General features: G+C 63.4%; 22 protein-coding genes. 12 read left to right on the top strand and 10 right to left on the bottom strand.

The window, feature by feature from the left end; genetic code table 11:
- Positions 1-93: 93 nt before the first annotated feature.
- The 3 genes from U873_RS37325 (at position 94) to U873_RS0132560 (ending at position 1,807) form a co-directional block, all read left to right on the top strand.
- Positions 94-225 carry a hypothetical protein gene (locus tag U873_RS37325; protein ID WP_256245280.1) on the top strand — a complete coding sequence of 44 codons (132 nt, stop codon included), beginning with the start codon at positions 94-96 and terminating at the stop codon, positions 223-225.
- 84 nt (positions 226-309) lie between these two features.
- Positions 310-492 carry a hypothetical protein gene (locus U873_RS0132565; protein ID WP_025132245.1) on the top strand — a complete coding sequence of 61 codons (183 nt, stop codon included), beginning with the start codon at positions 310-312 and terminating at the stop codon, positions 490-492.
- Positions 493-607: 115 nt separating this feature from the next.
- Positions 608-1,807 (top strand): MFS transporter, encoded by a 1,200-nt coding sequence (locus U873_RS0132560; protein ID WP_025132244.1) that lies wholly within the window; start codon positions 608-610, stop codon positions 1,805-1,807.
- Here U873_RS0132560 and arfB read toward each other — a convergent pair.
- A complete protein-coding gene (gene arfB, locus U873_RS0132555) occupies positions 1,804-2,217 on the bottom strand; it encodes an alternative ribosome rescue aminoacyl-tRNA hydrolase ArfB (RefSeq protein WP_025132243.1) in 414 nt (137 codons plus the stop codon). The two genes, U873_RS0132560 and arfB, sit on opposite strands and share 4 nt — an antisense overlap.
- Before the next feature lie 176 nt (positions 2,218-2,393).
- The gene (locus tag U873_RS0132550; protein WP_025132242.1) at positions 2,394-3,815 is read right to left on the bottom strand and encodes an amino acid permease; all 1,422 of its coding nucleotides are present in this window, start codon (positions 3,813-3,815) and stop codon (positions 2,394-2,396) included.
- Between the two features lie 1,027 nt (positions 3,816-4,842).
- Here U873_RS0132550 and U873_RS37040 point away from each other — a divergent pair.
- A complete protein-coding gene (locus tag U873_RS37040; protein WP_025132241.1) occupies positions 4,843-4,980 on the top strand; it encodes a hypothetical protein in 138 nt (45 codons plus the stop codon).
- 63 nt (positions 4,981-5,043) lie between these two features.
- Positions 5,044-6,009, top strand: coding sequence for a leucyl aminopeptidase (aminopeptidase T) (locus U873_RS0132540; protein WP_025132240.1), 966 nt, complete (start codon positions 5,044-5,046; stop codon positions 6,007-6,009).
- Positions 6,010-6,084: 75 nt separating this feature from the next.
- On the opposite strand, the gene rluB is transcribed toward U873_RS0132540, so the two are convergent.
- The 6 genes from rluB to U873_RS0132510 form a co-directional block, all read right to left on the bottom strand.
- Positions 6,085-7,275, bottom strand: coding sequence for a 23S rRNA pseudouridine(2605) synthase RluB (gene rluB / locus U873_RS0132535; RefSeq protein WP_025132239.1), 1,191 nt, complete (start codon positions 7,273-7,275; stop codon positions 6,085-6,087).
- Between the two features lie 144 nt (positions 7,276-7,419).
- Positions 7,420-7,611 carry a DUF1289 domain-containing protein gene (locus U873_RS0132530; RefSeq protein WP_025132238.1) on the bottom strand — a complete coding sequence of 64 codons (192 nt, stop codon included), beginning with the start codon at positions 7,609-7,611 and terminating at the stop codon, positions 7,420-7,422.
- An 80-nt stretch (positions 7,612-7,691) separates the two neighbouring features.
- Positions 7,692-8,747, bottom strand: coding sequence for an SMC-Scp complex subunit ScpB (scpB, locus tag U873_RS0132525; RefSeq protein WP_025132237.1), 1,056 nt, complete (start codon positions 8,745-8,747; stop codon positions 7,692-7,694).
- Between the two features lie 12 nt (positions 8,748-8,759).
- Positions 8,760-9,458 (bottom strand): ScpA family protein, encoded by a 699-nt coding sequence (locus U873_RS0132520; RefSeq protein ID WP_177330342.1) that lies wholly within the window; start codon positions 9,456-9,458, stop codon positions 8,760-8,762.
- A gap of 120 nt (positions 9,459-9,578) precedes the next feature.
- Positions 9,579-10,208: an L-threonylcarbamoyladenylate synthase gene (locus U873_RS0132515; protein WP_025132235.1), complete on the bottom strand. Its 630-nt coding sequence runs from the start codon at positions 10,206-10,208 to the stop codon at positions 9,579-9,581.
- Positions 10,209-10,221: 13 nt separating this feature from the next.
- Positions 10,222-11,082 carry a PHP domain-containing protein gene (locus U873_RS0132510; RefSeq protein WP_025132234.1) on the bottom strand — a complete coding sequence of 287 codons (861 nt, stop codon included), beginning with the start codon at positions 11,080-11,082 and terminating at the stop codon, positions 10,222-10,224.
- An 87-nt stretch (positions 11,083-11,169) separates the two neighbouring features.
- Between U873_RS0132510 and U873_RS0132505 the strand changes: the two genes are divergently transcribed.
- The 6 genes from U873_RS0132505 (at position 11,170) to U873_RS0132480 (ending at position 15,374) form a co-directional block, all read left to right on the top strand.
- Positions 11,170-11,766 carry a septation protein A gene (locus tag U873_RS0132505; protein WP_025132233.1) on the top strand — a complete coding sequence of 199 codons (597 nt, stop codon included), beginning with the start codon at positions 11,170-11,172 and terminating at the stop codon, positions 11,764-11,766.
- Between the two features lies 1 nt (position 11,767).
- Positions 11,768-12,067 carry a YciI family protein gene (locus U873_RS0132500; protein ID WP_025132232.1) on the top strand — a complete coding sequence of 100 codons (300 nt, stop codon included), beginning with the start codon at positions 11,768-11,770 and terminating at the stop codon, positions 12,065-12,067.
- 110 nt (positions 12,068-12,177) lie between these two features.
- Positions 12,178-12,588, top strand: coding sequence for a translation initiation factor 2 (locus tag U873_RS0132495; protein ID WP_025132231.1), 411 nt, complete (start codon positions 12,178-12,180; stop codon positions 12,586-12,588).
- 7 nt (positions 12,589-12,595) lie between these two features.
- Positions 12,596-13,273 carry a response regulator transcription factor gene (locus U873_RS0132490; RefSeq protein WP_025132230.1) on the top strand — a complete coding sequence of 226 codons (678 nt, stop codon included), beginning with the start codon at positions 12,596-12,598 and terminating at the stop codon, positions 13,271-13,273.
- Positions 13,274-13,528: 255 nt separating this feature from the next.
- Positions 13,529-13,966, top strand: coding sequence for a Spy/CpxP family protein refolding chaperone (locus U873_RS0132485; RefSeq protein WP_025132229.1), 438 nt, complete (start codon positions 13,529-13,531; stop codon positions 13,964-13,966).
- A 67-nt stretch (positions 13,967-14,033) separates the two neighbouring features.
- Positions 14,034-15,374, top strand: coding sequence for a HAMP domain-containing sensor histidine kinase (locus U873_RS0132480; protein ID WP_025132228.1), 1,341 nt, complete (start codon positions 14,034-14,036; stop codon positions 15,372-15,374).
- A gap of 81 nt (positions 15,375-15,455) precedes the next feature.
- Here the strand turns inward: U873_RS0132480 and U873_RS0132475 are convergent, their stop codons facing one another.
- On the bottom strand, positions 15,456-16,022 hold the full coding sequence (locus U873_RS0132475; RefSeq protein WP_025132227.1) for an NAD(P)H nitroreductase: 567 nt from the start codon (positions 16,020-16,022) through the stop codon (positions 15,456-15,458).
- Positions 16,023-16,189: 167 nt separating this feature from the next.
- Here U873_RS0132475 and U873_RS0132470 point away from each other — a divergent pair, with 167 nt between their 5' ends.
- The gene (locus U873_RS0132470; protein ID WP_025132226.1) at positions 16,190-17,644 is read left to right on the top strand and encodes a TrkH family potassium uptake protein; all 1,455 of its coding nucleotides are present in this window, start codon (positions 16,190-16,192) and stop codon (positions 17,642-17,644) included.
- On the opposite strand, the gene U873_RS0132465 is transcribed toward U873_RS0132470, so the two are convergent.
- Positions 17,601-18,662 (bottom strand): AraC family transcriptional regulator, encoded by a 1,062-nt coding sequence (locus U873_RS0132465; RefSeq protein WP_025132225.1) that lies wholly within the window; start codon positions 18,660-18,662, stop codon positions 17,601-17,603. The genes U873_RS0132470 and U873_RS0132465 overlap by 44 nt on opposite strands.
- Positions 18,663-18,730 lie beyond the last annotated feature (68 nt).

Genomic DNA, 18,730 nt, shown 5'->3' with positions numbered 1-18,730 from the left:
TTTGTCATTTCCAGTGCTGTATCCTTCCCAGGCTTTTTAAAAGCGCGGATCTACCCAGCGATTTAAAAAACAGACTTTGCGAGGAGCAACGACATGCATGAGATCCCGAATCTCCCCTTCCCAAGCCTGCACGAAACTGAGCAGACAACCCCGCCACAAGCCAGTGCCGAAAAGCCTGTAGTGCAAGAAGCCGCCGACAGCCGCAAGGCCGACAGCGAAGACTGAAAGAGCTGTAACCAGACCGTGTGGAAAGCGCTACTCAAGCGCTTTCCACACCGCCTGAAACCCTCCCCCGAGCCCCGCCGAACCATGACCGACTCCTTCAGCGAAACCCAGGCCAGCGTGCTGATCGGCACCGCGGAAAAAATGATCGAGGTGTGGAATCGCCTCAGCGCCGACAAACAGGCCGCCCTGCTCGCCCGTTTCGGCACCCAGGAAAACGCCCTCGCGGCCCTGGTCACCACCCAGTTGCTGACGCCCAAGGACGCTTGATTCCAGGCCGATATCGGTAAAGATCCGAACATCGCGTCGATTTCTCCCCCTGCTACCTGGTTCACATCGGTATCATAAGCAGCCTATCTATTCAGCTGTCGCCGTGGACCCTCCCATGCCAGATACCCAGCGCCCCTTGGCGGTCACGCTGCAAGTCGTTTCCATCGTCCTGTTCACTTTTATCGGCTACCTGAATATCGGCATTCCCCTGGCGGTGCTGCCGGGCTATGTCCACAGCAACCTGGGCTTCGGTGCGGTGATCGCCGGCCTGGTGATCAGTGTGCAGTACCTGGCCACCCTGCTCAGCCGCCCCTACGCCGGGCGCATCATCGACAACCTGGGCTGCAAGCTCGCGGTGATGTACGGCCTGGCCGGCTGCGGCCTGAGCGGCGTGTTCATGCTGCTCTCGGCCTGGCTGCACGACCTTCCCGGCTTGAGCCTGGCCAGCCTGCTGGTGGGCCGCCTGGTGCTGGGCAGCGCAGAAAGCCTGGTGGGGTCGGGCGCCATTGGCTGGGGTATCGGCCGGGTCGGCGCGCAGAACACTGCCAAGGTGATCTCCTGGAACGGCATCGCCAGCTACGGCGCCCTGGCCATCGGCGCGCCCTTGGGGGCGATGCTGGTCGATCACCTGGGGCTGTGGAGCATGGGCGTGAGCATCATCCTGCTGGCCCTGGTGGGGCTCCTGCTGGCCTGGCCGAAGCTGGCCGCGCCGATCGTCATCGGTGAGCGCCTGCCATTCATCCATGTGCTGGGCAAGGTCTTCCCCCACGGTTGCGGACTGGCCCTGGGCTCCATCGGCTTTGGCACCATCGCCACCTTCATCACCCTCTACTACGCCAGCCAGCAGTGGTCCAACGGCGTGCTGTGCCTGAGCCTGTTCGGCGCCAGCTTCATCGGTGCGCGGCTGTTGTTCGGCAACCTGATCAACCGCCTTGGCGGCTTTCGCGTGGCAATTGCCTGCCTGTCGGTGGAAACCCTCGGCCTGTTGCTGCTGTGGCAAGCCCCCGATGCTCATTGGGCACTGGCCGGCGCGGCCTTGAGCGGTTTTGGCTTCTCCCTGGTGTTCCCGGCCCTCGGGGTGGAAGCGGTGAACCTGGTGCCGGCCTCCAGCCGTGGCGCGGCTGTCGGCGCCTACTCGCTGTTCATCGACCTGTCGCTGGGGATCACCGGGCCACTGGCCGGGGCGATTGCCGCCGGCTTCGGCTTTGCCTCGATCTTTCTGTTCGCCGCGATTGCCGCCTGCTGCGGCCTGGCCCTGAGCCTGTACCTGTATCGCCAGGCACCCAGGCAGCGCCAGGCCCGCCCTGCGCCCTAGAAATCCACTTTGCCGCGGCCGGCCTTGATATTGCCGCGCTTGGCCTTGGATTCCAGGCGACGTTTTTTCGACCCCAGGGTCGGCTTGGTCGGACGGCGTTTCTTCTCGACCTTGATGGCCCCCAGGATCAGCTCGGTGAGGCGCTCCAGAGCATCGGCACGGTTCTGTTCCTGGGTGCGGTATTGCTGGGCCTTGATGACGATCACCCCGTCGCTGGTGATCCGGCTGTCACTCAGGGCCAGCAGGCGCTCCTTGTAGAACGGCGGCAGCGACGAGGCCGGAATGTCGAAGCGCAGGTGCACGGCGCTGGAGACCTTGTTGACGTTCTGCCCGCCCGCACCCTGCGCGCGAATGGCAGTCAACTCGATCTCGGCATCCGGCAGGTGCACGTTGTTGGAAATCACCAGCATGGAACAGGTATCCGTTTTCAGGGGCCACAGGATACCCCCATTCCCCGGCTTCGTAGGCACCGGCTTGCCGGCTTGCCCTCTTCAGACCTCAACCCGCGCACTGGCCAGTGGACTGCGGCGCAGGCCAGAAACAACAAACCCGGCCGGAGCCGGGTCTGTCGTCGCCAGAGTCGCGCTTACTTCAGCGAGGGGCTGGCTACCTGCAGCGAGTGCTGGGCACTGCGCTTGTTCTTGATGACGTAGCAGACCCACATGAACAGCACCCAAACCGGGATCGCGTACACCGAGATCTGGATGCCCGGGATCATCAGCATGATGCCGAGGATGGACACCACGAACGCCAGGCAGATGTAGTTGCCGTAGGGGTACCACAGGGCCTTGAACAGCGAGGTCTGGCCGCTGCGGTTCATGTGCTGGCGGAACTTGAAGTGCGAGTAGCTGATCATCGCCCAGTTGATCACCAGGGTCGCCACCACCAGGGACATCAGCAGTTCCAGAGCATGCTGCGGGATCAGGTAGTTGAGCACCACCGCGACGAAGGTCACCACCGCCGAAGCGAGGATCGACCTCACCGGCACGCCGCGCTTGTCGATCTTGGCCAGGGCCTTGGGGGCATCGCCCTGCTCGGCCATGCCCAGGAGCATACGGCTGTTGCAGTAGGTGCCGCTGTTGTACACCGACAGGGCCGCAGTCAGGACCACGAAGTTGAGAATGTGCGCCGCCGTGTTGCTGCCCAGCATCGAGAACACCTGGACGAACGGGCTGCCGCTGTAGGCGTCGCCGGAAGCATTCAGGGTCACCAGCAGGCTGTCCCACGGTGTCAGCGACAACAGCACCACCAGGGCGCCGATGTAGAAGATCAGGATGCGGTAGATCACCTGGTTGATCGCCTTGGGGATCACGGTTTTCGGCTTGTCGGCTTCAGCTGCGGTGAAACCGAGCATTTCCAGGCCACCGAAGGAGAACATGATGATCGCCATGGCCATCACCAGCCCGCTGACGCCATTGGGGAAAAAGCCACCGTGTTCCCAGAGGTTGCTCACCGAGGCTTGCGGGCCGCCACTGCCGCTGACCAGCAGGTAGCTGCCCAGGGCGATCATGCCGACGATCGCGACCACCTTGATGATCGCGAACCAGAACTCGGCTTCGCCGAAGACCTTGACGTTGGCCAGGTTGATCGCGTTGATCATCACGAAGAACACCGCAGCCGAGGCCCAGGTCGGCACTTCCGGCCACCAGTAGTGCACGTACTTGCCGACGGCGGTCAGTTCCGACATGCCCACCAGGATGTAGAGGATCCAGCAGTTCCAGCCCGAGAGGAACCCGGCGAAACCGCCCCAGTACTTGTGTGCGAAATGGCTGAAGGAGCCGGCCACAGGTTCTTCGACAATCATCTCGCCCAGCTGGCGCATGATCATGAAGGCAATGAAGCCGCAGATGGCATAGCCGAGGATCATCGACGGGCCAGCGGATTTGAGCACCCCGGCCGAGCCCAGGAACAAGCCGGTACCGATCGCACCACCCAGGGCGATCAATTGGATATGGCGATTTTTCAGGCCGCGTTTCAGCTCGCCCGACTGCGAGTTTTGTCCACTCATGAAAAGATTCTCACGCAAGGTTTGATGATGTTTGCAAGACGTTACCGCCCGGTGAAGGCTTAAGCGGCACGGATCAAACCCCAGCGCAGGCACCAGAAGTTCAGCGTTTTCTTAACGGTCATGCGTCACCTGTTTGTTTTTATCTGTGACGAAATCGAACCCACCACGCTCGTGACGCGGCGGAGTGAACAAGGTGGATAACCTTGAGTTTATTGGCCCGGCAGGGATGTTTTCAGTGCCATGGAAGGCACGCCGAAAACGCTGTTCGGGCGCAAAATGCGCGGGTACGCAGTTGAGTCACAGTTAAAACGCCGCGCATTGTACACCCCTGACCCCCTGCTGCCAGACACCGCTGTTTCAGCGTGCCGGTAACCGGGATCTCGCGGGGCCTGCTCGATGCTTGGCATCGGCGGCGCAAAAAAGGACAGACCGAGTGGGGTCGTCGATGAATGAGCGATGACCATCGCCCTTCGAAGGGTAGGGGTAAAAATCCGTTTCGGCGTTCATTGCGCCTCCTTCTTGTTATGCACCTGTACGCAGGCAGGTGTGCATCTCACCTGCCTTGGCGCCGTGGAACAAGCGGCCCAGAGCCTCGGCCGCCAACTGTAGCGGCGCCGGGCGGCAGCATTTCCTTACAGCGCATCGCACCTGATGGATTCAGGGCCCACGAAGGGATATTTCGTAAAACTCTCTTTACAACCCGTAACGCAAAATTGCCACTGCAGATCCAGCGGGCCACTGACTGCAAATTGACACCGCAACAACCCAGCCCGGACCAAAGCCTTAGCTTTTTGTTTTCAGGCAATAAATCTTTCGCGTGAAAAATAGAAAATAAAGTTCAGTAGAAAATAATCTAATTATTTTTTTGCACTTCAAAATCCCCTGAACTAGGTTTCCAGCCACTTGCCGGCGCCAATCTCCGGCAAGCCAGGGAGCGAACCAGCAGCGTCAGCAACTGTCCCGTTCGCCACTGTGAATTCGCTCCGCCAATGGACTGCTAGGCGTAACGTCATCTAGGAGATTCACCATGCAAACACTGGAACAAGATCTGGAAACCGAACTGCAACTGGACGACTGGTTCGAAGCCACCACCCATGAAGCAGCCGTGGAAATGATGCAGGCCGATGCCGTGGTGCCTTTTGGCACGGCGATGTGGCCGATGTAAGGCGCCCGGACCGGGGCAGGCCTGGCGCCTGCCCCGGTCACTTTTGTCCTCCAGGGAGGTTTTATGGACCAGCCCCGCGCCATCCGTCATTTCCTGTACTACCTCGAACGCCACCCGGCCTTGAGCGGCATACCGTCGGCAAAGGTCGTGATCGGCCATACCGCCGAATACCAGGCGATCGCCGGCGCCATCATCGAGCAATCGCGCCCATCCACGGCGCTGGCCTTAAGTGCCCTGCGCCTGGATCTGGAGCCGGCCGAGACCCTCGCCCAGGCCATCACCGAAGCCGACCTGTACATCTTCTTCTACGATTCCTCGACCCTGCCCCAACCACGTCCCGACGGCCCGGAATTCCTCCGTCCGCTGCATGGGCTGATGGCCGAACACTGGAAGAAGTCCCTGCTGTTCAAGGACTACGGCGACTACTTCTACGACACCTTCAGCGTCGAGCCCCAGCGCATCGCCGACCTCAATGCCACCTTGATCCGGCGGCTGTCCCAGGCCAGCACCTTGAGCTTCAGCGACCCCCAGGGCTCGTATTTCGAAGCACCGCTGCACAGCGTGAAAAAGTGGACCGACATCAACGGCGTGGGCAACTACGACCTGGCACCGGGGGAAATAGCCACCCACAGCGACGCAATCAATGGCCATGTGAAGTTTCTCGGCACCTTCCTCAGCACCATCCCCTTCGCCCGCAAATACGGGGTGCTGCAGAGCCCCCTGGAGCTGTGGATCGAAAACTCCAGCATTCGCCAGGTGGCCACCCAGATTCCCGGGCTGGCCAATGACTTCAACAAGTACCTGGACGCCAACCCGTCGAACCGGCGCATCGAGGAACTGGGGATTGGCACCAACGAAGGCATCAAGTCGTTGTACGGACGCAACTCGGGCTTCGAAGAGCGTCATTGCGGCCTGCACCTGGGGCTCGGGGGCGGAGCCAAGGGCAGCCATCACCTGGACCTGATCTTCAGCGCCGGGGTGCTGGCGGTGGACAACAAGCCGGTGTTCGACGGCCAGTTCGCGTTCTAGGCACAACGAGCGGGTGCGGCAAGGCAAAAAAAAACGCCAACCCTGAGGTTGGCGTTCTGGTGTGCGGGCCGGGGATTATTCCGGCTTGCGACGACCAAAGCCTGGACGCTGGCCAGTACCGGCCGGCGCGCCACGGCGCTTGCCAGACGGCGCGTCCTTGTCCAGCACCAGGCTTGGGCGCTTGGACTTCGGCGCCGGTTTGGCCGGACGCTTGCTGTCCACCGGACGCTCGGCCACCGGGGTACCACGACCGGTTGCCGGACGCGGAGCACGCGGCGCGCGCTCGCCATCCTGGCGGGCCGCCGGCTTGCGCCCTGGGCGCTCGCCTTCGATCTGCGGCTCGCGGGAGGCACGGGGCGAAGCCGGTGCAGCGTTGGCCGGGCGCAAGGTACGCACGCGTTCGCTCTTGCCCACCGGACGCGAGGATTTGCGCTGCATGCGCTCCAGCTTGTCCTTGGACTTGGCGTTGAGCTGCGGCAGCGCCACTGGAGTCAGGCCCACCTCGGCACTGAGGATGTCGACTTCGTACTGGCTCATTTCACGCCAGCGGCCCATGGGCAGGTCGGAGTTGAGGAACACCGGACCGAAACGCACACGCTTCAGGCGGCTGACCACCAGGCCCTGGGATTCCCACAAGCGACGTACTTCACGGTTGCGACCTTCCATCACCACGCAGTGATACCAGTGGTTGAAACCTTCGCCACCGGGCGCCTGCTTGATGTCGGTGAACTTGGCCGGGCCGTCTTCGAGCATGACGCCGGCCTTGAGGCGCTCGATCATCTCGTCGTCGACTTCGCCACGTACGCGCACCGCGTACTCGCGGTCCATTTCATAGGACGGGTGCATCAGGCGGTTGGCCAACTCACCGTCGGTGGTGAACATCAGCAAGCCGGTGGTATTGATGTCCAGGCGGCCGATATTGATCCAGCGGCCTTCCTTCGGGCGCGGCAGCTTGTCGAACACGGTCGGACGGCCTTCCGGGTCGTCACGAGTGCAGATCTCGCCGTCGGGCTTGTTGTACATGATCACTCGGCGCACCGATTCGGCGGCCTCTTCACGCTTGATCACCTTGCCATCGATGGAAATGGCGTCATGCAGGTCGACGCGCAGGCCCAGGGTGGCCTCTTTGCCGTTGACCTTGATCCGGCCCTGGCTGATCCAGGATTCCACGTCGCGGCGCGAGCCCACGCCGATACGGGCGAGGACTTTCTGCAGTTTCTCGCCGGCTGGACGGATTTCCTGGTCGTTCTGATCGGTATCGCTCATCTGGGCACCTCCCGGTGTGTCGCTTCAGGCCGAGCAGCCTGAAGGGTAGAAAACAGGTTCTGTGGCGAAGGGATCGCCAAAGGGTCGCGAATCATACGCTCATGGCGGCGGTTGCGCATTACAGACTAGTTGATAAGTCGCCGCTCACGGTTTTTTCCGCCGGCCGGTGGCGCGTAACTGCAGCAGGCGCATCGCGGCTTCGGCCAGTACCTGGCGGCGCTCGGCCTTGTCGAGTTTCTTCCAGGCCTTGATCTCGCGCTTGCTGCGGCCGCAGCCGATGCAGATGTCATCGCTGAACTTGCAGACGCTGATACAGGGATCCTTGCTGAAACTCATCGCTCACCTCGCTAACGATCCGGACGCCGCTACAGCACAGGCCACCCGCTCAACCCCGCACCAGCAGCGTCCCGGCGGGGTCAGTCGTCCAGCAGGCGGCGTTCGTTTTCGATCGCCTCGGCCAAGGCCAGGGCTTCAGCCTCTTCTTCGCTCAACTCGGGTGCCGGCGGCTCCAGTGCAGCCACTGCGGCCAGCAACCTGGCCCGGGCCTCGGCCACGCCGAGCACATCCTCTTGCGCTTCGACCGACGGCTCGTCCCCAGGTTCTACCGGGGGGCTGGTCTGCTCGCCCGGATCGCCTTCGGGCCATTCGCCTGTCTCGTACTGATCCTCCAGCGATGCCAGAGGTGCGGCCAGGTCATCGCCGGCCACCGCCTGAGGCTGCGCCTCGGCGCCCAGATCATGCGGCAGGTCCGGCGCGCCCTCGCGGTGCAGGTCGTCGAAGTCGGTCTTGATCCCCTCCTCCATCGAATCCAGCTCCAGCAACAGGGTGTGGAAGCTGGTTTCCTCCTTGGGCTCCTCCGGCTCGGCGCTGGCATCGGCCAGTTGCTGCAGGTGCTCGGGCACCGGCGCATCGTCGAACTCCAGCACCGGCTCGGCCTCGATCTCCCGCAGCTCGGCCAGGGGCGGCAAGTCGTCGAGGTTCTTCAGGTTGAAGTGATCGAGAAAAGCCTTGGTGGTCGCGAACATCGCCGGCTTGCCCGGCACGTCACGGTAGCCCACCACGCGAATCCACTCGCGCTCGAGCAAGGTCTTGACGATGTTGCTGTTGACCGCAACGCCGCGCACGTCCTCGATCTCGCCGCGGGTGATGGGCTGGCGGTAGGCGATCAGGGCCATGGTTTCCAGCATGGCACGGGAATAGCGCTGGGGACGCTCCTCCCACAGCCGGCCCACCCAGGGGGCAAACTTCTCGCGGATCTGCAGGCGATAGCCGGAAGCGACTTCCTTGAGCTCGAAAGCGCGCCCCTCGCAGGACTTGCCCAGCAGTGTCAGGGCCTTCTTGAAGACCGCCGGGTCCGGCCGCTCGGCTTCCTCGAAGAGCTCGAACAGGCGCTCCAGGGACTGGGGTTTTCCCGAGGCCAACAGAAAGGCTTCGAGCAGGGACGCCAGCTCGCGGGGTTCATTCAGATTCATGATTTAAGCTCGTTATTCGGCTCGCGCCCGTACGTGGATGGCCGCAAAGGGCTCATTCTGCACCAGCTCGACCAGGGATTCCTTGACCAGTTCGAGGATCGCCATGAAGGTCACCACCACCCCCAGGCGCCCTTCCTCGGCGGTGAACAGCTCGACAAAGGGCACGAAGCCGCCGCCTTTGAGCCGCTCCAGCACATCGCTCATGCGCTCACGGGTCGACAACGCCTCGCGGCTGACCTGATGGCTTTCGAACATGTCGCCACGGCGCAGCACTTCGGCCATGGACATCAGCAGCTCTTCCAGAGCCACATCCGGCAGCAGCTTGCGCACCTGGGCCTGCGGAGCGTCGAGCTTGGGCACCAGCACGTCGCGGCCAACCCGGCTCAGGCCGTCGATGCCTTCGGCAGCGGCCTTGAAGCGCTCGTACTCCTGCAGGCGGCGGATCAATTCGGCCCGCGGATCATCCTCTTCTTCCTCGACCTCGGCGGAGCGCGGCAGGAGCATCCGCGACTTGATCTCGGCGAGCATGGCCGCCATCACCAGGTACTCGGCGGCCAGTTCCAGGCGCACCGACTGCATCAGTTCGACATAGCCCATGTACTGGCGGGTGATTTCCGCCACCGGAATGTCGAGGATATTGATGTTCTGCTTGCGGATCAGGTACAGCAGCAGGTCCAGCGGGCCCTCGAAGGCTTCGAGGAAGACTTCCAGGGCATCGGGCGGGATGTACAGGTCCAGGGGCATTTCCATGACCGCCTGGCCATAGACCATGGCGAAGGGCAGCTCCTGCTGGGCGCCGGCCTGCTCGTCGACGGTTTCCACTGCGGACATCTAGGCTTCGGCCATGAAGGGTGCCGGATCGCCGCAACCGGCGCGGATCAGCTCGGGCTCGCCATCGGCCAGGCTGATCACCGTGGACGACTCGGTACTGCCGAAACCGCCGTCGATGATCAGGTCCACCTGATGCTCGAGCAACTGGCGCATTTCATAAGGGTCGCTCAACGCTTCGGTGTCGCCGGGCATGATCAGGCTGACGCTCATCATCGGCTCCCCCAGCTCGGCCAGCAGCGCCAGGGCAATGGGGTTGCTCGGCACCCGCAGGCCGATGGTGCGGCGCTTGGGGTGCAGCAGCAGGCGCGGCACTTCGCGGGTGGCGTTGAGAATGAAGGTGTAGGGCCCAGGTACATGGGCCTTGAGCAGGCGGAAGGTGCCGGTGTCGATCTTGGCGAACAGGCCCAACTGCGACAGGTCGCTGCAGATCAGCGCAAAGTTGTGCTTGTCATCCAGCTGGCGCAAACGCCGCACGCGCTCGATCGCCCCCTTGTCGCCCATCTGGCAGCCGACCGCGTAGGAGGAGTCCGTGGGATAAATCACCACGCCACCGCCGCGAATGATCTCGACGGCCTGTTTGATCAGGCGTGGCTGTGGGTTTTCCGGGTGGATCTGGAAAAATTGACTCACTGTCTCTACCTGTTCAGGCGGCAATAATTGGGTCATGTTTGAACCGACACCATAGCGGCGGCAGGTCCTCCGGCACCGGGCGGTACTCGCCGATCTCGGACCAGCCTCCTGGGCCATGAAAGTCACTGCCGGCGCTGACCAGCAGTCCGAATTCACGAGCAAGAATAGCCAGGCTGCCCACTTGCTCCGCAGGCTGATGGCCATTGACCACCTCGATGGCGTGGCCACCGGCTTGAATATAGTCGGCAATCAGGCGGCGGCGCTTGCTGCGGGTGAAATCATAATGCCAGGGGTGGGCCAGGCTGACCCAGGCACCGGCAGCACGCAAGGTACCGACGGTTTCTTCCAGGGTCGGCCAATGCTGCTTCACGTCTCCGAGCTTGCCGGCCCCCAGCCACTTGCGAAAAGCCTCGGCACGGTCCTTCACGAACCCGGCACGTACCAGGTAGTCGGCAAAGTGCGGGCGTGCCGGCGCGTTGCCGCTGTCCCCCAGCTCCTGCTGGATGGCCCGGGCGCCCTCCAGCGCCCCCGGCATGCCCTTGAGGGCCAGCTTGCGGCTGATTTCCTCGGAGCGCAGCCAGCGTCCGTCGTGCAATTTGGCGATTGCCTCCACCAGGGCCGGGGCGTTGGTGTCGAACCCATAACCCAGGACATGGATGGTCGCGCCACCCCAGGTGCAGGACAGTTCGACGCCATTGACCAGCTGCATGCCCAACTGCTGCGCCGCCTGGCGGGCCTCGTCCAGGCCTTCGAGGGTGTCGTGATCGGTCAGGGCCAGGACTCGCACGCCTTTCTCGAACGCACGCGCAACCAGTACCGCGGGCGCCAGGGCGCCGTCGGAGGCCGTGCTATGGCAGTGCAAATCAACATTCACGGGACGTTAAAACCTCAAGTCAGCTGGCGCTTTCGCTACCTAGGATGTTTGTTATTATGCCGCCACATCCTGCTTCTGGCTGCCACTGTGAAACAATTCATCGACTTCATCCCGCTGTTCCTGTTTTTCATCGTCTACAAAATCGATCCCCGCGTCGTCGACCTTGCCGGTCACGAAGTCACTCTGGGCGGCATCTACAGCGCCACGGCGGTGCTGATCATCAGCTCCCTGGTGGTGTATGGCGCGCTGTTCCTTTCCCAGCGCAAGCTGGAAAAAAGCCAGTGGCTGACCCTGATCGCCTGCCTGGTCTTCGGCAGCCTGACCCTGGCCTTCCACAGCGAAACCTTCCTCAAATGGAAAGCCCCGGTGGTCAACTGGCTGTTCGCCCTGGCCTTCATCGGCAGTCACTTCATCGGTGACCGCCTGCTGATCAAGCGCATCATGGGCCATGCCCTGACCCTGCCGGACCCGGTTTGGACGCGCCTGAACATCGCCTGGATCGCCTTCTTCCTGTTCTGTGGCGCGGCCAACCTGTTCGTCGCCTTCACTTTCCAGAGCATCTGGGTCGACTTCAAGGTCTTCGGCAGCCTGGGCATGACCGTATTGTTCCTGGTGGGCCAGGGTGTCTACCTGTCGCGCCACCTGCATGACACCGATCCCACCACCCCGAAAGCCGAGGACTGACATGCTTTACGCAATCATTGCCACAGACGTCGCCAACTCCCTGGAAAACCGCCTGGCCGCACGCCCGGCGCACCTGGAGCGCCTGCAGCAGCTCAAGGCCGAAGGTCGCGTGGTACTGGCCGGCCCGCACCCGGCGGTGGACAGCAATGACCCCGGCGCAGCCGGTTTCAGCGGCAGCCTGATCGTCGCCCAGTTCGACTCTCTGAGTGCCGCCCAGGCCTGGGCCGACGCCGACCCTTATGTGGCCGCCGGCGTCTACGCCAGCGTACTGGTCAAACCGTTCAAGCAAGTCCTGCCTTAAGCCCTGCGCAGCGCGGTGAACCTTCGCGGTTCATCGCGTTCTCAATCGCTCATTATTCTCGTTTGACGGCCGACAACCTGCCCAACACTCGATTGGAATCAGGAGTTTCGATGCGCCAAGGTCCGCTGTGCCTGCTGTTGGTCATGTTGTCGATCGGGGCTCCGGCCCTTGCCGAAGAAACCCAGGAATCGGGCCACTCGACGCCGCTGTCACTGAGCGCCGGCAGCCAGATCACCGAGTTGCAGCAACGCTTGAAGGAAAGCGAGCGCCTGCGTGATGAATTGAGCAAACAATTGCAAAATGCCGATGCCGAGCGGGAGAGCCCGCAGCTGGCGCGCTTGCGCCAGGAGAACCAGCGCCTCAAGCTGCAGCTCAAGGAGACCCTGGCCAATCCTGCACCGCGCCTGCTGACCGATCAGCAGCAATGGTTCGTCACCGGTGGCGGTGTGGCCCTGGTGGCCCTGCTCTGCGGTATCTTTGCCAGTGGCGGACATCGCAAGCGTCGACAATGGCTAAATTGAGTGATTCATGAGCGACCTGTTACTGATTGATGATGACCAGGAGCTGTGCGAGCTCCTGAGCAGTTGGCTGGGCCAGGAAGGTTTCCAGGTACAGTCCTGCCACGACGGCCTCAGCGCCCGCCGGGCCCTGGCCGAGACCGCGCCGGCGGCCGTGGTGCTGGACGTGATGCTGCCCGACGGCAGCGGCCTGGAACTGCTCAAGCAATTGCGCAACGACCACCCCGACCTGCCGGTGCTGATGCTCTCGGCCCGGGGCGAGCCCCTGGACCGGATCCTCGGCCTGGAACTGGGCGCCGACGACTACCTGGCCAAGCCCTGCGACCCTCGCGAACTCACCGCCCGCCTGCGGGCCGTGCTGCGGCGCAGTCATCCGGTGGCGGCCTCCAGCCAGATGGAGCTGGGGGATTTGTGCTTCAGCCCCGTGCGCGGCGTGGTCAACATCGACGACCAGGACATCAGCCTCACGGTTTCCGAGAGCCGCCTGCTGGAAGCCCTGCTCAAGCAGCCCGGCGAACCCTTGGACAAACAGGAACTGGCGCAGATTGCCCTGGGCCGCAAGTTGACCCTGTATGACCGCAGCCTGGACATGCACGTCAGCAACCTGCGCAAGAAGATTGGCCCGCACGCCGACGGCCGGCCCCGGATCGTTGCCCTGCGCAGCCGTGGCTACTACTACAGCCTGTAATCCCGATGCCCTGGCACCGCAGCGCCATCAACCGGCCAGCGGCGCCAGGCCTGCTCCCCTCCTCCAGCCCCCTCACGGCCCCACCTGCGAACCCCACAGCCAACGTCCCGGTCAACGATCAGCGCGGCGGGTTTTGTCAGTGCAGTGGATTGCCCTCTTTACTCAAGCTTTACCCTCCGCTGACCGCCGCTGACCTTGATCTGCGTAACCTGAACTCATCCGGAACTCACCGGGAACGAGACAAGGAGATACACCATGCGCAAGACCCTGATCGCTCTGATGTTCGCCGCCGCCCTGCCGACCGTGGCCATGGCCATGCCTGAAGGCAACGGCCCGATGGGGCCGATGGACGGCCCTCGCCACAGTGAACACATGCGCGGCAAAGGCCCCTTCAGCCAACTGGACCTGAGCCGCGAACAGCGTCAGCAGATCGGCAAGCTGATGGGCGAGCAAATGCACGATCGCAAGGCGGTCGTGGAAAAGTACCTGGAGAAACTCTCGCCGGCCGACCAGAAAGCCATGAAAGATGAAATGGCCGCCAAGCAGCAGAAAACCCAGGCCGACATCCGCGCCCTGCTCAAGCCAGAGCAGCAGAAAGAGTTCGACACTATCGTCAAGAAACAAGCAGAACGTCGCGCCGAATGGGCCCAGTTCAAAGAGTGGAAGGCGCAACAACCGCAAAAGGCGCAATAATACGTTAGCGTTCATCCCAGCCCAGTGGTCTCCCCCCACTGGGCTTTTTCACGTTCGAGGAGTTCCTGTGCGTTCATTGTTCTGGCGCATCCTGGCCAGTTTCTGGCTGGCCATCACCCTGGTTGCAGGGCTGTCGATCCTGCTCGGGCACATGCTCAACCAGGATGCCTGGATTCTCAGCCGCCATCCCGGCCTCAACAGCCTGGCCGAGGAATGGACGCAAACCTACGAGACGCAAGGTGAAGACGCTGCCCAGGATATTCTCCAGCAGCGCAAGCGCCAGTATCACATCGACGTCCAGGTCCTCAACGAAAGCGGCGACCCGCTGGTACGCGGGACCTTCCCGCGCCGCGCCGCGGCCTTCGAGGCCCGACAGAACAACGATGACCGACACCTGCCCTGGCGGCGCCTGACGGCGGAATACACCAGCCCGAAGACCAGCGACACCTACCTGTTCATCTACCGCATTCCGCACCCGGAGCTGGATGCCTGGCACCGCGACAGCCTGACCTGGCCCCTCAGCGCCCTGGCGATCGCCCTGGTGGTACTGACCCTGTTCAGCCTGCTGGTAACCCTGTCCATCACCCGCCCCTTGAGTCGCCTGCGCGGCGCGGTACACGACCTGGGCCAAGCCAGCTACCAGCAGAACAGCCTGGCGCGCCTGGCCAACCGTCGCGACGAATTCGGGGTGCTGGCCCGTGACTTCAACCGCATGGGGTCACGCCTGCAAAGCCTGATCGGCAGCCAGCGCCAACTGCTGCGGGACGTTTCCCACGAACTGCGCTCGCCCCTGGCGCGGCTGCGCATTGCCCTGGCGCTGGCGGAGCGGGCAGCCCCCGAAGAGCGCGAAAAGCTCTGGCCCCGGCTGACCCGCGAGTGTGACCGCCTGGAAGCCCTGATCAGCGAGATCCTGGTGCTGGCCCGGGTCGATGCGGACAACGCCAGCGCCGAAGAAGTGGACCTCAACGACTTGTTGCTGGCCCTGCAAAAGGACGCCCAACTGGCCAGCCCTGAACAGCCTGTACAGATCGATGCCCAGGCGCAGCTGAGCCTGCGGGGCTGGCCGACCATGCTCGAACGGGCCCTGGACAACCTGCTGCGCAATGCCCAGCGCTTCAACCCGGCCGGGCAACCGATCGAAGTCCTGGCCCGGCGCCAGGGTGACAGGATCCTGATCAGCGTGCGCGATCACGGGCCCGGGGTGGAAGCCGAGCACCTGAACCAGTTGGGGGAGCCGTTCTTTCGAGCCCCGGGACAGAATGCTCCGGGCCACGGCCTGGGGCTGGCCATCGCCCGGCGTGCCGCAGAGCGCCATGGCGGACGCCTGCTCCTGGACAATCACCGCCAGGGCGGCTTCATCGCCACCCTGGAGCTGCCCCTGGCACCGGGAGCCGTGGTGCAGGCCTGAACGCGCCGCGGGCAAGCGGTGGCTGCAATATTGTGCAGCAACGGCTTGCCCGCGATCTTCCTGCAAGGCTTACGGCAAGACTCAGGCCTTGCCGGTCCAGGCGCTGACGAACTCGCCGGTATCGACCTTCGCCGCGACCCGCGGCTCGTTCAACGGCGTGCCCAGGTACAGGAAGGCAATGATCTCTTCGTCCGCAGCCAGGCCCAGGCCCTTGGCCACGTGGGCCGAATAGGACAACTCGCCGGTGCGCCACACCGCACCAACCCCCTGGGCGTAGGCCGCCAGCAGAATGCCGTGGGCCGCACAGCCCGCCGCCAGCAACTGCTCGGACCTGGGCACCTTGAAGTGATCCTGCAAGCGGGCCACCACCACGACCACCAGCGGAGCCCGCAGAGGCATCGCCCGCGCCTTGTCCAGCGCTGCCTGGGTCACTTCGCCGCCCTGCAGTTGCACGGCTTGCACCAGCAGCTCGCCCAACTGGTCACGGGCCTCGCCCTCGACGGTCAGAAACCGCCACGGGCGCAATTGACCATGATCCGGCGCCCGCATGGCGGCGGCGAACATTGCCTCCCGTTGTGCAGCGGTGGGCGCAGGCTCCACCAGGCGCGGCACGGAAACACGGTTGAGCAAAGCGTCGAGAGCCTCCATCGGCCACCTCCTGAAAAAAATGTCCGGCTATTCTAGGGGGGTTGACCTTGGTTGACGAGCCGCGTCGCTGAGTACCGCCGCCCAGGGCCCAACACGGGCTGGCGGTTTACATGCCCCGCCCCGCAGGTAGAATGGGCGCCCTTCTCTTACCAGCCCGAGCGGAACACATGGCGTTGCCGACCTTAAGGATCATTGGTTTCATCATCGGCATCTTCCTCATCACTCTGGCCATCGCCATGGTCGTGCCGATGGCGACACTGGTGATCTTCGAACGCACCGGCGACCTGCCCTCGTTCCTCTGGGCCAGCATGATCACCTTCATCGCCGGCCTGGCCCTGGTGATCCCCGGGCGTCCCGAACACATTCACCTGCGCCCGCGGGACATGTACCTGTTGACCGTGTCCAGCTGGGTGGTGGTGTGCATCTTTGCCGCCCTGCCATTCCTGCTGACCCAGCACATCAGCTACACCGACTCGTTCTTTGAAAGCATGTCCGGCATCACGGCCACCGGTGCCACGGTGCTCAGCGGCCTGGACAACATGTCCCCGGGGATCCTGATGTGGCGCTCGCTGCTGCACTGGCTGGGCGGCATCGGCTTCATCGGCATGGCGGTGGCGATCCTGCCGCTGTTGCGCATCGGCGGCATGCGCCTGTTCCAGACCGAATCCTCGGACCGTTCGGAAAAGGTCATGCCACGTTCGCACATGGTGGCGCGGCTGATCGTCGCCACCTATGTCGGCATCACCATCTTCGGCAGCCTGGCCTTCTGGTGGGCGGGGATGAACGTATTCGATGCCATCAACCATGCCATGTCGGCGATTTCCACCGGCGGTTTCTCCACCTCCGACGAATCCCTGGCCCACTGGAAGCAGCCCGCGGTGCACTGGGTGGCGGTGGTGGTGATGATCCTCGGCAGCCTGCCGTTCGCCCTGTACGTGGCCACCTTGCGGGGCAACCGTCGGGCGCTGATCAAGGACCAGCAGGTCCAGGGCCTGCTCGGCCTGCTGCTGGTGACCTGGCTGGTGCTCGGCACCTGGTACTGGTGGACCACCGACCTGCACTGGCTGGACGCCTTGCGCCACGTGGCGCTGAACGTGACCTCGGTGGTCACCACCACCGGCTTTGCCCTGGGCGACTACAGCCTGTGGGGCAATTTCTCGCTGATGCTGTTCTTCTACCTGGGGTTCGTTGGCGGCTGCTCCGGCTCAACCGCCGGCGGGATCAAGATCTTCCGCTTCCAGGTCGCCTACATCCTGCTCAAGGCCAACCTCAATCAGTTGATCCACCCGCGAGCAGTGATCAAGCAGAAGTACAATGGCCATCGCCTGGACGAGGAAATCGTCCGCTCGATCCTGACCTTTTCGTTCTTCTTCGCCATCACCATCTGCATGATCGCCCTGGCCCTGTCCCTGCTGGGCCTGGACTGGATGACCGCGCTGACCGGCGCTGCCAGCACCGTGTCCGGCGTGGGCCCGGGCCTGGGCGAGACCATTGGCCCGGCCGGCAACTTCGCCACCCTGCCGGACGCCGCCAAGTGGATCCTGTCCCTGGGCATGCTCCTGGGCCGACTGGAGATCATCACGGTGTTCGTGCTGTGCATTCCGGCATTCTGGCGTCATTGATCGGCGCCGATACCGCCAGCAACCGCGCCCGGTACTCGCCGGGCGTGACGTCGAACCAGCGGCGGAAGGCCCGGAAGAAATTGCTCGGATCGGCAAACCCCAGCAGATAGGCAATTTCCAGCAAGGTCATGCCCGGCTGCGCCAGGTATTGCTCCGACAACTCCCGGCGCGTGTCGTCGAGCAGGGCCTGGAAACTGGTGCCCTCCTCCTGCAGGCGGCGTTGCAGGGTGCGCTGAGACAGGTGCAGGGTCTGCGCGACCACTTCCCGCTTGGGCTCGCCCTGGGGCAGCAAGCGGCACAGCACCTGCCGGGCCTTGTGGGTCACCCGGCTCTCGGAGAAGCGTGCCAGGTACTCCCCGGCGAAACGATCATGCAGCAAGGCCATGGCCTCGTTGGCGGTAGGCAGGGGTGCCTCCATGTCGACACGCTCGAAAATCAGCGCATCGAAGGGCGCGGCAAACACCAGCGGCGCATGGAACATCGCCTTGTAAGGCTGCACATCCACCGGCGGTTCCCCTTGCAGCAGCACCTGGCGCGGCTGCAAGGTCCGTCCCGTCAGCCAGCTGCACAGGGCCAGGGCACAGGCCAGCGAGGCTTCGGCGCTTTGCCGGGTCGGCGACAAGTGATCGCCGTGCACCGTCAGGATCAGCGCATACCCTTCAGGCAGGAGCCTGAAACTCAAGTCGGCGCTTTCGGCAATGATCCGCTGATAGCGCACCAGCCGCTGGAAGCCCTCTGCCAGGGTACGGCTCGACATCAGCGCGTACCCGGCCACATGAAAGGACGCCGGACGCACCACCTTGCCCATGTTCAAGCCGATCGCCGGGTTCCCGGAAAGCTCCACGGCCCGCTGCCAGAGGCGCGTCATCGAGTCCTGGGTGAACCGCGCATCGGGATCCTCCAGGGCGCCATAGTCGAGCCCCAGTTGCTTGAACAGGATGCGGCAATCCAGGCCATCCATTTCCAGGGCCTTGACGATTCCCAGGGTCCAGCTTGCAGAAGTCGTTCGTTCACTCATGACGGGCACTTACATGATGAGCCGCATGCTACGGCCAATTTCCCAAGGATACTAAAGTGGCGCCTATT

Origin of the sequence: Pseudomonas sp. PH1b, assembly GCF_000633395.1 — a bacterium.
Classification (GTDB): domain Bacteria; phylum Pseudomonadota; class Gammaproteobacteria; order Pseudomonadales; family Pseudomonadaceae; genus Aquipseudomonas.
The sequence above is the reverse complement of the archived record's forward strand: the minus strand, read 5'-3'. Positions and strand labels throughout refer to the sequence as shown.

Excerpts from the sequence above, each read along its gene's own strand:
- U873_RS37325 (WP_256245280.1), top strand. The coding sequence starts at position 94 with ATGCATGAGATCCCGAATCTCCCCTTCCCAAGCCTGCACGAAACTGAG.
- U873_RS0132475 (WP_025132227.1), bottom strand. The coding sequence starts at position 16,022 with ATGGAGGCTCTCGACGCTTTGCTCAACCGTGTTTCCGTGCCGCGCCTG.
- U873_RS0132470 (WP_025132226.1), top strand. The coding sequence starts at position 16,190 with ATGGCGTTGCCGACCTTAAGGATCATTGGTTTCATCATCGGCATCTTC.
- U873_RS0132465 (WP_025132225.1), bottom strand. The coding sequence starts at position 18,662 with ATGAGTGAACGAACGACTTCTGCAAGCTGGACCCTGGGAATCGTCAAG.
- U873_RS0132560 (WP_025132244.1), top strand. The coding sequence starts at position 608 with ATGCCAGATACCCAGCGCCCCTTGGCGGTCACGCTGCAAGTCGTTTCC.
- U873_RS0132565 (WP_025132245.1), top strand. The coding sequence starts at position 310 with ATGACCGACTCCTTCAGCGAAACCCAGGCCAGCGTGCTGATCGGCACC.
- U873_RS0132530 (WP_025132238.1), bottom strand. The coding sequence starts at position 7,611 with ATGAGTTTCAGCAAGGATCCCTGTATCAGCGTCTGCAAGTTCAGCGAT.
- U873_RS0132500 (WP_025132232.1), top strand. The coding sequence starts at position 11,768 with ATGCTTTACGCAATCATTGCCACAGACGTCGCCAACTCCCTGGAAAAC.
- U873_RS0132540 (WP_025132240.1), top strand. The coding sequence starts at position 5,044 with ATGGACCAGCCCCGCGCCATCCGTCATTTCCTGTACTACCTCGAACGC.
- U873_RS0132495 (WP_025132231.1), top strand. The coding sequence starts at position 12,178 with ATGCGCCAAGGTCCGCTGTGCCTGCTGTTGGTCATGTTGTCGATCGGG.
- U873_RS0132550 (WP_025132242.1), bottom strand. The coding sequence starts at position 3,815 with ATGAGTGGACAAAACTCGCAGTCGGGCGAGCTGAAACGCGGCCTGAAA.
- scpB (WP_025132237.1), bottom strand. The coding sequence starts at position 8,747 with ATGAATCTGAATGAACCCCGCGAGCTGGCGTCCCTGCTCGAAGCCTTT.
- U873_RS0132490 (WP_025132230.1), top strand. The coding sequence starts at position 12,596 with ATGAGCGACCTGTTACTGATTGATGATGACCAGGAGCTGTGCGAGCTC.
- arfB (WP_025132243.1), bottom strand. The coding sequence starts at position 2,217 with ATGCTGGTGATTTCCAACAACGTGCACCTGCCGGATGCCGAGATCGAG.
- rluB (WP_025132239.1), bottom strand. The coding sequence starts at position 7,275 with ATGAGCGATACCGATCAGAACGACCAGGAAATCCGTCCAGCCGGCGAG.
- U873_RS37040 (WP_025132241.1), top strand. The coding sequence starts at position 4,843 with ATGCAAACACTGGAACAAGATCTGGAAACCGAACTGCAACTGGACGAC.
- U873_RS0132485 (WP_025132229.1), top strand. The coding sequence starts at position 13,529 with ATGCGCAAGACCCTGATCGCTCTGATGTTCGCCGCCGCCCTGCCGACC.